At 55.9% G+C, this 13,825-nt stretch carries 12 protein-coding genes; 6 read left to right on the plus strand and 6 right to left on the minus strand.

What is annotated here, in order from left to right; all coding sequences use genetic code 11:
- Window positions 1-53: 53 nt before the first annotated feature.
- On the minus strand, window positions 54-1,127 hold the full coding sequence (locus V1566_RS11775) for an acyltransferase family protein (RefSeq protein WP_395303394.1): 1,074 nt from the start codon (window positions 1,125-1,127) through the stop codon (window positions 54-56).
- Window positions 1,128-1,383: 256 nt separating this feature from the next.
- On the opposite strand from V1566_RS11775, the gene lolC reads away from it, so the two are divergent.
- From lolC to cobB, 5 genes are read left to right on the plus strand one after another with little or no spacing between them, the layout of a single operon-like run.
- Window positions 1,384-2,583 (plus strand): lipoprotein-releasing ABC transporter permease subunit LolC, encoded by a 1,200-nt coding sequence (gene lolC / locus V1566_RS11780; protein WP_395303395.1) that lies wholly within the window; start codon window positions 1,384-1,386, stop codon window positions 2,581-2,583.
- Window positions 2,576-3,277, plus strand: a complete 702-nt coding sequence (gene lolD, locus V1566_RS11785) for a lipoprotein-releasing ABC transporter ATP-binding protein LolD (protein WP_010429765.1) — start codon at window positions 2,576-2,578, stop codon at window positions 3,275-3,277. The genes lolC and lolD overlap by 8 nt, the downstream gene beginning before the upstream one ends.
- Window positions 3,277-4,521, plus strand: a complete 1,245-nt coding sequence (gene lolE / locus V1566_RS11790) for a lipoprotein-releasing ABC transporter permease subunit LolE (protein WP_159513883.1) — start codon at window positions 3,277-3,279, stop codon at window positions 4,519-4,521. The genes lolD and lolE overlap by 1 nt, the downstream gene beginning before the upstream one ends.
- 54 nt (window positions 4,522-4,575) lie before the next feature.
- A complete protein-coding gene (gene nagK, locus V1566_RS11795) occupies window positions 4,576-5,487 on the plus strand; it encodes an N-acetylglucosamine kinase (RefSeq protein WP_395303396.1) in 912 nt (303 codons plus the stop codon).
- Between the two features lie 14 nt (window positions 5,488-5,501).
- Entirely contained in the window at window positions 5,502-6,323 is an 822-nt protein-coding gene (gene cobB / locus V1566_RS11800) for a Sir2 family NAD+-dependent deacetylase (protein ID WP_121425907.1), read from the plus strand.
- Window positions 6,324-6,368: 45 nt separating this feature from the next.
- Here cobB and V1566_RS11805 read toward each other — a convergent pair whose 3' ends face one another.
- The gene (locus V1566_RS11805) at window positions 6,369-8,300 is read right to left on the minus strand and encodes a methyl-accepting chemotaxis protein (protein WP_395303397.1); all 1,932 of its coding nucleotides are present in this window, start codon (window positions 8,298-8,300) and stop codon (window positions 6,369-6,371) included.
- A 237-nt stretch (window positions 8,301-8,537) separates the two neighbouring features.
- Between V1566_RS11805 and V1566_RS11810 the strand changes: the two genes are divergently transcribed.
- Window positions 8,538-9,767, plus strand: a complete 1,230-nt coding sequence (locus V1566_RS11810) for an EAL and HDOD domain-containing protein (protein WP_395303398.1) — start codon at window positions 8,538-8,540, stop codon at window positions 9,765-9,767.
- Between the two features lie 47 nt (window positions 9,768-9,814).
- Here V1566_RS11810 and potD read toward each other — a convergent pair whose 3' ends face one another.
- The 4 genes from potD to potA are packed head-to-tail and all read right to left on the minus strand — an operon-like array spanning window position 9,815 to window position 13,623.
- Window positions 9,815-10,849: a spermidine/putrescine ABC transporter substrate-binding protein PotD gene (potD, locus tag V1566_RS11815; protein WP_395303399.1), complete on the minus strand. Its 1,035-nt coding sequence runs from the start codon at window positions 10,847-10,849 to the stop codon at window positions 9,815-9,817.
- Window positions 10,846-11,637, minus strand: coding sequence for a spermidine/putrescine ABC transporter permease PotC (gene potC / locus V1566_RS11820; protein ID WP_395303400.1), 792 nt, complete (start codon window positions 11,635-11,637; stop codon window positions 10,846-10,848). The genes potD and potC overlap by 4 nt, the downstream gene beginning before the upstream one ends.
- On the minus strand, window positions 11,634-12,491 hold the full coding sequence (gene potB, locus V1566_RS11825) for a spermidine/putrescine ABC transporter permease PotB (RefSeq protein ID WP_121425912.1): 858 nt from the start codon (window positions 12,489-12,491) through the stop codon (window positions 11,634-11,636). The genes potC and potB overlap by 4 nt, the downstream gene beginning before the upstream one ends.
- Window positions 12,475-13,623 carry a spermidine/putrescine ABC transporter ATP-binding protein PotA gene (gene potA / locus V1566_RS11830; protein ID WP_395305981.1) on the minus strand — a complete coding sequence of 383 codons (1,149 nt, stop codon included), beginning with the start codon at window positions 13,621-13,623 and terminating at the stop codon, window positions 12,475-12,477. The genes potB and potA overlap by 17 nt, the downstream gene beginning before the upstream one ends.
- Window positions 13,624-13,825 lie beyond the last annotated feature (202 nt).

Genomic DNA, 13,825 nt, shown 5'->3' on the forward strand with positions numbered 1-13,825 from the left:
ATCGTAACCGCACGGCAGGGCTAAACGCCCCCGAAACGGGGGCGGAGAGGGCATTAACGCGTTGAAGGTGACAGGGTCAGCGTAGACGGAGGAGAGAAGAAAACGTCCCCAAACAGCGCGGTAGAGATCTTACGCACCCCGAGCCCGGCAAGGGTACAGATCAGCAGGCTGGCAAACGGGTAGACCAGCACTAAGGTGAGCTCTGCCCAGACCGGCCACGAGGCGGCATTCATCTCGCCAATCAGGAACAGGCTAAAGGCCTCAATCAGGATACGGTGGGTGGTATAAATCGCAATGGTGTTTGAGCCAATCACGTTCAGCAGATTGTTCGGGTGAACGGCATAGCGCTGCTCAAGGCTGTAGAATAGCTTCATGATCAGCACAATCGACAGCAATGAGAGCAGCAGCGGAACGTTAGCAAACCACAGCACCACGGAGACGGCGGCGAAAGCGCCGGTTGCCAGCCCGATGCGGCGCAGGTTGACGCTTTTCATCCACGCCATCAGCTCTGCGCCATACCACGCCCCAAGGCTGTAGTAGATCATGTTGCGTACCACGCTGTTCATTCCCCACCACGGCAGCGGCAGGAAGTTAATCGCGATACTTGCCAGCGCCAGCAGTGCCAGTACCGGCAGCTTCCAGCGGCTCAGCAGTTTACACAGCGTGAAGTAGACCACCAGAGCATACAGATACCACAGGCTGGTGCTGGCGGTGATCATCCCCAGCACAAAGCCTGAGAACGAGTCGGCGTAGGCCGCGTTCGACGAGGTGGTAAGCTCACGCTCGGGCGCCAGCCAGGCGTTCAGGTGGGTCAACGCCTGCCATTGCAGGATGCCCCACAGCGCCAGAACCCAGACAATGCTCCAGATCCGTTTGTCGAGACTGGTTCGCCAGTCCACCTCGTCAATATAGCGACGGATCAGATAGCCGGAGATAAAGAAGAAGACCGGCATACGAAACGGTGCGAGATAGAGGTTAAAATAAACCCAGCATTTGGCGAGAAGGCCGGAGAGCGGGTGTTGCAGCCCGATCAGATGCGGATAAAACGTGATAACCGAATGATAGATAACCACCAGGCAGATACACAGCCCTTTTATCTGGTTAATCCATAATGCTTTTTGCTTCATTGTTCGCCACTACCTTATTGCCATAAACGAACGAGCAATTGTTGTAAAACGAAACCAGGATGTAATGGGTAACAGTCTGTATCAGGAGGTTTTTCGGAAAAGGTGGAGGTTGCGAGGTGAGTATTCAGACAATAGCACCCTGATTTATCTGAATTTTTCGCAAAAATGATTACCAAAGCTTACTGTTTCAGTCATTTACGCTTAACGGATTCGCTTATATACTCGTGGGTCTGCTATCAGCAAACAGACGGATTTCATGTATCAACCTGTCGCACTCTTCATAGGCTTACGTTACATGCGTGGGCGCGCCGCGGACCGCTTCGGTCGCTTTGTCTCCTGGCTTTCGACTATTGGCATTACGCTTGGCGTGATGGCACTGGTGACGGTGCTTTCCGTCATGAATGGCTTCGAACGCGAGCTGCAAAACAACATCCTGGGGCTGATGCCGCAGGCCGTTCTCTCATCATCCAACGGTTCGGTTAACCCGCAACAGCTGCCGGAAAGCGCGGCGAAGTTACAGGGCGTCACGCGCATAGCGCCGTTGACGACCGGCGACGTGGTGCTGCAAAGCGCCCGCAGCGTGGCGGTCGGCGTGATGCTGGGTATCGACCCGGCGCAAAACGATCCGCTGACGCCGTATCTGGTTAACGTGAAGCAGACCGATCTGGAAGCCGGAAAATACAACGTGATTCTGGGTGAACAGCTTGCCGGCCAGCTTGGCGTCAACCGTGGTGACCAGCTGCGCGTGATGGTGCCTTCTGCCAGCCAGTTTACGCCGATGGGGCGCCTGCCAAGCCAGCGCCTGTTCAACGTGATTGGTACCTTTGCTGCCAACAGCGAAGTCGATGGCTATCAGATGCTGGTTAACATTCAGGACGCATCACGCCTGATGCGCTACCCGGCAGGGAACATCACCGGCTGGCGCCTGTGGCTCGACGCGCCGCTGAAGGTCGATACCCTCAGCCAGCAAAAACTGCCGGACGGCACCAAATGGCAGGACTGGCGCGAGCGCAAAGGCGAATTGTTCCAGGCCGTGCGGATGGAAAAAAACATGATGGGGCTGCTGCTGAGCCTGATCGTGGCTGTGGCCGCATTTAACATCATTACCTCGCTGGGCCTGATGGTGATGGAGAAGCAGGGCGAAGTCGCCATTCTGCAAACCCAGGGGCTTACGCCGCGCCAGATCATGGCGGTGTTTATGGTGCAGGGGGCCAGTGCCGGTATTATCGGCGCGCTGCTCGGCGCCGTGCTGGGGGCACTGCTTGCCAGCCAGCTGAATAACTTAATGCCGATCATCGGCGCGCTGCTTGACGGCGCGGCGCTGCCGGTGGCTATCGAGCCGCTGCAGGTGGTCGGTATTGCGCTGGCCGCGATGGCCATTGCGCTGCTTTCTACGCTTTATCCTTCCTGGCGCGCCGCCGCCACTCAACCCGCTGAGGCTTTACGTTATGAATAAGATCCTGTTGCAATGCGACAACCTGTCCAAACGCTATCAGGAAGGCACTGTGCAAACCGACGTGCTGCACAATGTGAGCTTTAGCGTGGGTGAAGGCGAGATGATGGCGATTGTCGGCAGCTCCGGCTCGGGCAAAAGTACGCTGCTGCATCTGCTGGGCGGGCTGGATACGCCAACCGAAGGCGACGTGATTTTCTCCGGCCAGCCGATGAGCAAAATGTCCTCCGCGGCGAAGGCCGAGCTGCGCAACCGCGAGCTGGGCTTTATCTACCAGTTCCACCACCTGCTGCCGGATTTCACGGCGCTGGAAAACGTGGCGATGCCGCTGCTGATTGGCAAAAAGAAACCGGCAGAAATTAACGCTCGCGCCAGCGACATGCTGAAAGCGGTAGGGCTGGGCCATCGCGGTAACCATCGTCCCTCTGAGCTTTCCGGCGGTGAGCGCCAGCGCGTGGCGATTGCCCGTGCGCTGGTCAACAACCCGCGTCTGGTGCTGGCGGATGAGCCTACCGGTAACCTGGATGCCCGCAATGCGGACAGTATTTTCCAGCTTCTGGGCGAGCTGAACGCCTCGCAGGGCACCGCGTTTTTGGTCGTGACCCACGATCTGCAGCTGGCAAAACGCATGGGGCGTCAGCTTGAGATGCGCGACGGCCATCTGAACGCGGAACTGACCCTGATGGGAGCAGAGTAATGGCGTCACCGTTATCGTTACTCATTGGTTTACGTTTTAGCCGCGGCCGTCGTCGCGGCGGCATGGTATCGCTGATCTCCGTCATCTCGACCATCGGTATTGCGCTGGGTGTGGCGGTGCTGATTGTGGGCTTAAGCGCCATGAACGGCTTTGAGCGCGAGCTGAATAACCGCATTCTGGCGGTGGTGCCGCACGGGGAGATCGAGCCGGTTAACCAGCCGTGGACGAACTGGAGCGATGCGCTCACCAAAGTTGAAAAAGTGCCGGGCATTGCTGCGGCCGCACCCTACATCAACTTTACCGGGCTGGTGGAGAGCGGGGTAAACCTGCGCGCCATTCAGGTGAAAGGGGTCAACCCCGTCCAGGAAGCGCGTCTCAGCGCGCTGCCAAACTACGTGCAGAACGGCGCGTGGGCCAACTTTAAGGCTGGCGAGCAGCAGATCATCATGGGTAAAGGCGTTGCCGATGCCCTGAAGGTGAAGCAGGGCGACTGGGTGTCAATCATGATCCCGAACGCCAGCGCCGACCACAAACTGCAGCAGCCTAAGCGCGTGCGCCTGCACGTCACCGGTATTCTTCAGCTGAGCGGTCAGCTCGATCACAGCTTCGCCATGGTGCCGATGGAAGATGCGCGCCAGTATCTCGATATGGGCGACAGCGTGACGGGTATTGCCATTAAGGTGAACGACGTCTTTAACGCCAACAAGCTGGTCCGCGACGCGGGCAGCGTGACCAATAACTATGTCTATATCAAAAGCTGGATCGGCACTTACGGGTATATGTACCGTGATATCCAGATGATCCGCGCCATCATGTATCTGGCGATGGTGCTGGTGATTGGTGTGGCGTGCTTTAATATCGTCTCGACGCTGGTGATGGCGGTCAAGGACAAGAGCGGCGACATCGCCGTGCTGCGTACGCTGGGGGCGAAAGACGGTCTTATTCGCGCCATCTTCGTCTGGTACGGTTTGCTGGCTGGGCTCTTTGGCAGCCTGTGCGGCGTGGTGATTGGCGTGGTGGTTTCCCTGCAGCTGACCCCCATTATCAACGGGATCGAAAAGCTTATCGGCCACCAGTTCCTGTCGGGTGATATCTATTTTATTGACTTCCTGCCGTCTGAACTGCACTGGCTGGATGTTTTTTATGTGCTGGTTACAGCACTTTTACTGAGTCTGCTGGCAAGCTGGTATCCGGCGCGTCGCGCAAGCCGAATTGATCCGGCGAGGGTATTAAGTGGCCAGTAATTACGTCATGATCTAGCGGCTTTCGGGCCGCCAGGTCAAAAGAGGAATGCGTTTATGTATTATGGATTTGATATTGGCGGCACCAAGATTGCGCTCGGCGTGTTTGATAAAGACCTCAAGCTGCAGTGGGAAACCCGCGTTCCCACGCCGCGCGAAAGCTACGACGAATTTTTAACCGCGATTGCCGCGCTGGTGGCGCAGGCCGATGAACGCTTTGGCGTGAAAGGCAGCGTCGGCATCGGCATTCCCGGGATGCCCGAAACCGACGACGGCACGCTGTATGCCGCCAACGTGCCTGCCGCCAGCGGTAAACCTCTCCGCGCCGATCTCTCTGCCCTCCTTGAACGCGACGTGCGTTTAGACAATGATGCCAACTGCTTTGCGCTCTCCGAAGCCTGGGATGATGAATTCCGCCGCTATCCGCTGGTGATGGGGCTGATCCTCGGTACCGGCGTCGGCGGGGGGATTGTCATCAACGGTAAGCCCATTACCGGGCGCAGCTACATCACCGGAGAGTTTGGCCATATCCGTCTGCCGGTGGACGCGCTGGAGATGGTGGGGCGTGATTTTCCGCTGACCCGCTGCGGCTGCGGCCAGCACGGCTGTATTGAGAACTACCTCTCAGGGCGCGGATTTGCATGGCTTTACGAACACTTCTATCATCAGAAACTTGAGGCCCCTCAAATCATTACCCTGTGGGAGCAAGGGGATGCGCAGGCGCGTGAGCACGTCGAGCGCTATCTGGATCTGCTGGCGGTGTGTCTGGGAAATATTCTCACCATCGTCGACCCGGATCTGCTGGTGATCGGGGGAGGGCTTTCAAACTTTACCGCGATTACGGAACGGTTGTCCGGGCGTTTGCCCCGACATTTATTGCCGGTTGCCCGCGAGCCGCGTATTGAACGCGCGCGACACGGGGACGCAGGAGGCATGCGCGGAGCCGCATTCCTTCATCTCACCGATTAGTTTACGAGGTTTCTATGCTGTCGCGTCGCCAGGGTCGACTCAGCCGTTTTCGCAAAAACAAACGCCGCTTGCGTGAGCGCTTGCGCCAGCGGATCTTTTTCAGAGACAGAATGATGCCAGAAGCGATGGATAAACCCAGAGTGGTGGTGCTGACCGGGGCGGGGATCTCCGCCGAGTCAGGAATTCGAACCTTCCGCGCGGCGGACGGGCTGTGGGAAGAGCACCGCGTGGAGGATGTGGCTACGCCGGAAGGCTTTGCCCGCGACCCTGATCTCGTGCAGGCGTTTTACAACGCCCGCCGTCGTCAGCTTCAGCAGCCTGAAGTCGCGCCGAATGCGGCGCATCTGGCGCTGGCAAAGCTGGAAGAGGAGCTCGGCGATCGTTTTCTGCTGGTCACGCAGAATATCGACAACCTGCACGAGCGGGCCGGCAACAAGAACATCATCCACATGCACGGCGAGCTGCTCAAGGTTCGCTGCGCCTGGAGCGGCCAGGTGCTGGACTGGAAAGAGGACGTGCTGCCAGAGGATAAGTGCCACTGCTGCCAGTTCCCGTCGCGCCTGCGTCCGCACGTGGTCTGGTTCGGCGAAATGCCGCTGGGCATGGATGAGATCTATAGCGCGCTGGCGATGGCCGACGTGTTTATCGCCATCGGCACATCCGGTCATGTTTACCCGGCGGCGGGGTTTGTCCACGAAGCGCGACTGCACGGTGCGCATACGGTTGAACTCAACCTTGAGCCAAGCCAGGTGGGCAGCGAGTTTGAAGAGAAACACTACGGTCTGGCAAGTACGGTCGTCCCGGAGTTTGTCGACAAGCTGCTGAAAGGGCTGTAGCGGTAAGAGAGTAAACGGGCACCCGTCCAGCGGGTGCCTTTTTATTTATGAATGGAAGAATGCCAGCGTCTTCTCCAGCGATTTGGCCTGCTCATCCAGCGAGAGCGCCGCCGCGGAGATCTGCTGAACCAGAGAGGCGTTCTGCTGGGTTGTACTGTCCATCTGGTTAACGGCGGTGCTCACCTGGCTAATCCCCCGATTTTGCTCGTCTAGCGCCTGAACGATATCGTTAATGACCAGATGCACATGCGATACCGCTTCAATCACCTGTTTCATCATCACCCCGGTTTCATTGACCAGCTCAACGCCTTTGCTTACACGGCCTGAGGACTCGGCAATCAGCTGAGAGATCTCTTTTGCCGCGTTGGCGCTTCGCTGGGCAAGATTGCGCACTTCCCCTGCGACTACCGCGAAGCCGCGCCCCTGTTCGCCAGCCCGTGCCGCTTCAACGGCAGCATTCAGCGCCAGGATATTGGTCTGAAAGGCGATGCCATCGACAATGCTGTTAATCTCGCCGATCTTACGCGCGCTCTCGTCAATCTCCCCGATCACCACGACCACGTCGTTTACCAGCGTTTCGCCATGCCCGGCGAGGCTCGCGGCGCGATCGGTCAGCGTGGTCGCCTTGTGCGCGTTGTCGGCGTTATTCTTCACCGTGACCGAAATCTCTTCCATGCTGGCTGCCGTTTCAACAATCGCCGCCGCCTGTTCTTCGGTTCGCGAGGCGAGATCAAGGTTGCCCGCCGAAATTTCGCTGGTGCCGCCGTGCACGGAATGGCTGGCTTCGCTGATATTGTCGACGATGCGCTTGAGCTGCGTCTGCATGGTGTGCAGGGCATAAAAAATGCTGTGGGTATCTCCGGAACGAACCGGGATGGTGTTGTTCAGATCCCCCCGGGCAACGGCCAGGGCGATCCCGGCGGCCTCCGAAGGTTCCCCTCCAACCGGACGGTCAACTTTGCGGGTAAAGATTTGCGCCATCACCAGGCTCACCGCCACGATGCTTAACACCATCAGGACGATGGCTTTCAGTAAAAATGCGCGCGCTTCGGCCATCACTTCGCTGACCGGCGTGATAATGGCGAGTTTCCACGGCGTCTGGCTATTACCGACGGCGATGTCCTGCCAGGTGATGAACACGTCCTCCTTCAGCAGCGGATCGCTTACCCGGGTGACGTCATGACCGGTAATCTGACCGGCGTAAGGCTTGTTTGCCGCGCGCTTGTCAGGGCTGGACACCACGTTATTACCCGCTGAGAGGAGCAGGGCGTAGCCTGTGCCGTTCCACGGCTTGATAGCGCCGATCGTGGATTGCAGCGTGGCAAGGGAGAAGTCCGAGGTGACCGAGCCCAGAAACTGACCGTCACGCATGATGGGGGCGGCAATCGAGGTGAGCATCACGTCCACGCCGTTGTAGGGATAAATATAGGGCTCGATGATCACATCTTTATGTCGTTGTTTCGGCAGCAGATAGTAATCACCGCTGCCGGGCGTTTCGATATCCGTCAGCAGGTGTAATGCCGGTTTGCCGGTGGCGTCCCGGTCAACGTAGCGGGCGTAGCGCCCGGCAGGATCTTCACCGCTCTGACCGGCCCAGGCGGCATCTTTATCGTCGAACGCGTTGGGCTCAAAGGCCATCGACATGGAGAGAAACTGTGGATGAGCCGACAGATAGTGGATGAGCAACTGGTTAAGGCTCTGGCGATCGGATACGCCCGCCTCGCGCAGCGCCAGGGCGCTGTTGCCCAAATCCCGGGCGGCAGTCAGGGCTGAATCCAGCTGTTTGCTGACCTGCAACGATTGCACCTCGGCAATCTGGCGGATATGTTTTTTGGCCAGAACCTCCTGCTGCGCCATCCACTGCCACATCATAAACCCGATCGTTGCCGTAAAGCCCACCGTCACGGTGAGGAAAATGGACAATAGCATCAACGTCTTGACTCTTATTTTTTGTCTTTTGACCATGGCGTCTTTCATTCTCTTCTCCCGTAATATTGTGCATGTCGGGCAGGCACCTATTCCTTATCGGATATTTTTTCCTCTTTCTGTAGATCGCCAGGTATATTTAATTTAAATCCTGAACATATAAATCCCGTTAATTAGTGTGGATGCTATTATTTTGTGCATTCAATCAAAATAGTGCTCGATAATGCTCGTTATCGTCGTGTAGAAAGAGGATGCTAATAAATATAAAGTTGTAGAGGAGGATGGGATATGTACGGATTTATTGCGCGACAACCCATTTTTAACCCTGAAATGAATACGGTGGCCTATGAGCTGCTCTTCAGAGATGGGATGACAAACCGTTTTCCGGATGTGTCGGCGGAATATGCCACATCCAGAATGATATCAGATCAGTTTTTATGCGTGCCGTCCCAGCGCATCGCCGGGCCGCATACGTCGTTTATTAATTTTCCGTCACGAATGGTCATTGACCGCAGTGGAGAAGCGCTGGATAAAGAGAGCGTGGTCATTGAGATCCTTGAAGATGCTGTGCCGGGAGCTGAACTGCTGCAGGCCGTCAGGGAGATGAATGCGCACGGTTATCAGTTTGCGCTTGATGATTTCACCCTTGCACCAGAATGGGATGCTTTTTTACCCTATATTTCAATACTGAAATTTGACGTCAGAAATTATACTTTAGCGCAAATTAAAGCGTATCTGAAAGAGCGTAAACATCTGACCGGGAATATTAAATATCTCGCTGAAAAAATTGAGACTAAAGAGGAATTCAACCAATACAGGGAAGAGGGATTCTCGCTTTTTCAGGGCTATTTTTTCTGCCGTCCGGAGGTCATTAAATATAAACGGCTATCGCAAAATCAGCTGGCGATTTTTCGGCTGCAAATAGAGGTCGGGCGCAATAAACCTGATTTTCGGATCGTCGAGTCGTTGATTAAAACCGATCTCACGCTCTCTTATAAAATCATGCGCTATATGAAGCATACGGCTCTTAAACATGTCGGCGCCTGTAATTTCAGCAAGTTAACCCTGAGCGAAGTGCTCAGATACCTCGGTGAAAACCAGCTGAGACGGTTTGTTGCCGTCGTGGTCCTCGCCAGTGCGGGTAATGATACCGTCAGCGAGCTTTACCCGTTGAGTATGATGCGCGGTAAGTTCTGTGAACTGATTGCTGAGACGATGAAAGAACCTGCGCTGGCTGAAAATGCCTTCATATGCGGCCTGTTTTCATTGCTCGACACCCTCCTTGAACTGCCGATGGCAGAGTTGATGAAGCAAATTGCGGTGCCGCAGAGCGTGAGCAATGCACTGTGCCACCAGGAGGGACGGTTAGCCGATATGGTGAGCCTTTGCCGTTACTATGAGCAGCAGCAGTGGGACGAGGCGACCAGAGTTCGCCAGGCGCTGGGTCTGTCGGATGAAGAGGTGGTTGAGGCGATGAGAAAGGCGACGGTCTGGGCCGGGGAGAATGCGGTCAGTTAATCCTTCCTCACGCCGTACAGGTGGCGTGAGGAAGAACGCGATACCGTTTATCGGCCCGCTTTTAATTTCTGGTAATACTCTTCGTAGAGGCGGCTGGCGTCGCCGACGTCATTCTGCCATTCACCTTTGCTAATGGTCTGCGCGTCCGGATAAAGCGATTTATCGTTAGCCACTTCAGGCTTCAGCAGCTTGCGTGCGGCGAGGTTTGGCGTCGGATAGCCAATCGTCTCGGCAACCTGTTTCGCCACGTCCGGGCGCAGCAGGAAGTTAATCAGCTTATGCGCCCCTTCAACGTTTTTCGCGTTGGCCGGAATCGACAGACTATCCATCCAGAAGATCCCGCCTTCTTTCGGCCAGACCACCTCAAGCGGCGTACCGGCCTGGCGGGCCACGTACGCGGAGCCGTTCCACACCATCCCCAGATTCACTTCGCCTTCCATATACGGGTTTGCCGGGTTATCAGAGTTGAATGCCGCCACGTTAGGCATCAGCTTTTTCAGCTCGTTATACGCCGCTTCAATCTCTTTCGGATCCGTCGTGTTGCCCGAATAGCCCAGCTTGCGCAGCGCCACCTGGAACACTTCACGCGCGTCGTCGGTTAACAGCAGGCTCCCTTTGTATTCCGGCTTCCACAGGTCGGCCCAGCTCGTCACCGTTTTCGGATCGACGGCCTCGCTGTTCACGCCAATCGCGGTCGCACCCCAGATATACGGAACGGAGTAGTCGTTATTCGGGTCGAACGGCTTGTTGAGCATTTCCGGGTCGAGATTGCCGAAGTTGGTCAGCTTCGTTTTATCGATCTTCTGAATCATCCCCTCTTTACGCATTTTGTCGACAAAGTAGGTGGAAGGAACGACCAGATCGTACGCGCCGTCTTTGTAGGTTTTCAGCTTGGCATACATGGTTTCATTCGACTCATAGGTCGAGTAGATCACCTTGATGCCCGTCTCTTTGGTGAACTGTTCCAGCAGCCCTGGCGGTACATATTCGGTCCAATTGTAGAAGTAGAGTGTTTTGCTGTCATCAGCGTGTGCGGCACCCATGCTAAGCACCAGTGCCGCAGCGGCGAGCATTTTTTTCATTTCATTGTCCCCTGAGATTTTGTTTTATCACGAGCAATAACCTGGCTGGCGATCACCAGAACCAGCGACAACACCAGCAGAATGGTCGCCAGCGCGTTCACCTCAGGTGAGACGCCGACTTTCACCATTGAATAGATCTTCAACGGCAGAATTTCATAGCTCGGACCGGTGACGAAAGAGGACACGACTACGTCATCCATCGACAGGGTGAAGCTAAGTAGCCATCCGGCCGCCACGGCAGGCATCGCCAGCGGCAGGATGATTTTACGCAGGATAGTCATCTCGCTGGCGCCCAGATCTTTCGCCGCCTCCAGCATGCGCACGTCGAACCCTTTCAGGCGCGCGAAGACGGTCACCACCACAAACGGCAGGCAGAAGGTGATATGGGAAAACAGCAGCGACCAGAAGCCAAGCTGTACGCCCAGTAGCATAAACAGCACCAGCAGCGAAATGGCCATCACGATGTCCGGCGACATCATCACCACAAACAGCATGCCGCTGACAAACGGTTTGCCGCGAAAGCGATAGCGGTACAGCGCTACGGCGGTGAGCGAGCCAATCAGCGTCGCGAAGGTGGCGGAGAAGATCGCCATCGTCAGCGAGTGCTGAGCGGCCTGCAGCAGGCTGTCATTGTTCATCAGCAGGCCGTACCAGTTGGTCGTAAACCCTTGCCAGTTAATCCCGAATCGCGAGCTGTTAAACGAGTTCACGATCAAAATGATAATCGGGATATAGAGCCAGGCATAAATGGCGGTCATAAAACCGCCGCGAAGCAGTCGACCGATCATTCGAGTTCCACCTTTTTATTCAGCAGGCGCGAGGCGCGCCAGTAGACCAGCAGCATCAGGCCCATGACCACCGTCAGTGTAATGCTGGTGGCCGAGCCGAACGGCCAGTCGCGGATGTTCAGGAACTGGCTCTTGATGACGTTACCGATCAGCAGGTTTTTCGCGCCGCCCATCAGATCCGACACATAGAACAAGCCCATCGCCGGGAGCATCACCAGCAGACAGCCCGCGATAATGCCGGGCATCGTCAGCGGAATAATGATGCGAAGAAAGGTCTGCAGCTTGCTGGCACCCAGATCTTTTGCCGCTTCCAGCAGCGGTTTATCCAGCTTCTCGATGCTGGAGTAGAGCGGCATCACCATAAACGGCAGCAGAATATAGACCAGGCCGACAATCACCGCGCTCGGGGTAAACATAATGCGGATCGGCGTATCAATCACCCCCAGCCACAGCAGAAACTCATTGAGATAGCCCTTTGTGCTGAGGAAGATCTTCAGGCCATAAATACGGATGAGCGAGTTGGTCCAGAAGGGAACAATCAGTAAAAACAGCAGCAGGGGCCGCACTTTTTGCGGCAGGCCCGCGAGGAACCATGCGAAGGGATAACCCAGCACCAGACAGGCAAGGGTGGCAATCAGCGCCATATTGAGCGAGTGCAGCAGCACGTCAAAATAGAGCGGATCGAGCAGGCGCGCGTAGTTGTCCAGCGTAAAGACCAGCGAAACGAAGCTAGCGTCGTCGCGGGTCAGGAAGCTGGTGGCAACGATCATCAGGTTGGGTAAAAAGACAAACAGCACAAGCCAACCGACGATCGTGGCAATCACCACATTCTGGAATTTACTTGTGTTCTTCATCAGCCAGCACAACCTCCCAGCTTTCTACCCAGTTGATAACCATTTTCTGATCGAGGGAGTGGTCGAAGTCAGGGTCGTCTTCGTTAAAGAATTCGCTGACCATCACCATTTTGCCGTTCTCCAGTTCGACGACAGATTCCAGCGTCATCCCTTTGTAGTTGCGCTCGCGAATATAGCCGATTAACCCTTCAGCCTCGGTATTGCCGTGAATTTCATCGACGCGCAGATCTTCCGGGCGCAGCAGAACGTTGAGCTTTTGTCCCTTTTCGACGGGGAAAGTCACCGTGATATTGCACTCGCGTCCTTCGACGCTGGCGCGCACGCGCTGGTCGTCCAGACGCTCAATCACCGTGGCGTCGAAGATATTGATCTCGCCAATGAAGCTGGCGACAAACAGATTCTTCGGCTCTTCGTAGATTTCGCGCGGCGTGCCGTCCTGCTCGATTTTACCGTCACGCATCACCACGATGCGGTCAGACATGGTCAGGGCCTCTTCCTGATCGTGGGTGACGAAGACAAAGGTAATGCCGAGCTTGCGCTGCAGGGCTTTGAGCTCGTTCTGCATCTGCTTGCGCAGCTTGTAATCCAGCGCCGAGAGGGATTCATCCAGCAGGAGCAGACGCGGCTTGTTGACGACGGCGCGGGCGATGGCCACGCGCTGCTGCTGGCCGCCGGAAAGCTGATGGGGTTTACGCTGGGCAAACATCTCAAGCTGCACCATGCGCAGGGCTTCGGTGACGCGCGGTTCGATCTCGCTCGACGGAGTTTTTTGCATTCGCAGGCCAAACGCCACGTTTTCAAACACGGTCATGTGCGGGAACAGGGCATAGCTCTGAAAGACGGTATTGACGTGGCGATCTTCGGCGGGAACCCGGGTGATGTCCTGGTTCTCAAGATGGATATGGCCGTTATCGACGCTTTCCAGCCCAGCGATAAGACGCAGTACGGTTGTTTTGCCGCAGCCGGAGGGGCCAAGCAGCGTCAGAAACTCACCGTCATTGATGGTGAGAGTGAGGTCGGAAATGACGTCTTTGCCATCAAAGCTTTTACGAATTCGTTCCAGTTGCACCAGCGGTGAACGTGAACGGGATTGTGTATTCAATTTTTGCGCTGTCCCATATAGACGCCTCAGGCAGCAGACTGAAGCGGGGTTTGTGTGTAACCACCTTGGTGACTCGTAATGAGGGCGGACATTCTACGGCAATCACCTGCAATCGCCAATCCTTGTCACTGATTCATAAGCTACATTTATTAACGCATAACGATATAAACGGAAAATATTCTCGTTTGCGGGATAAAAGTGACCTGACGCAATATTTGCGTTTTGATGCTTA

The sequence above is a fragment of the Enterobacter sp. ECC-019 genome (genome assembly GCF_043974075.1).
Lineage (GTDB): Bacteria > Pseudomonadota > Gammaproteobacteria > Enterobacterales > Enterobacteriaceae > Enterobacter > Enterobacter asburiae_D.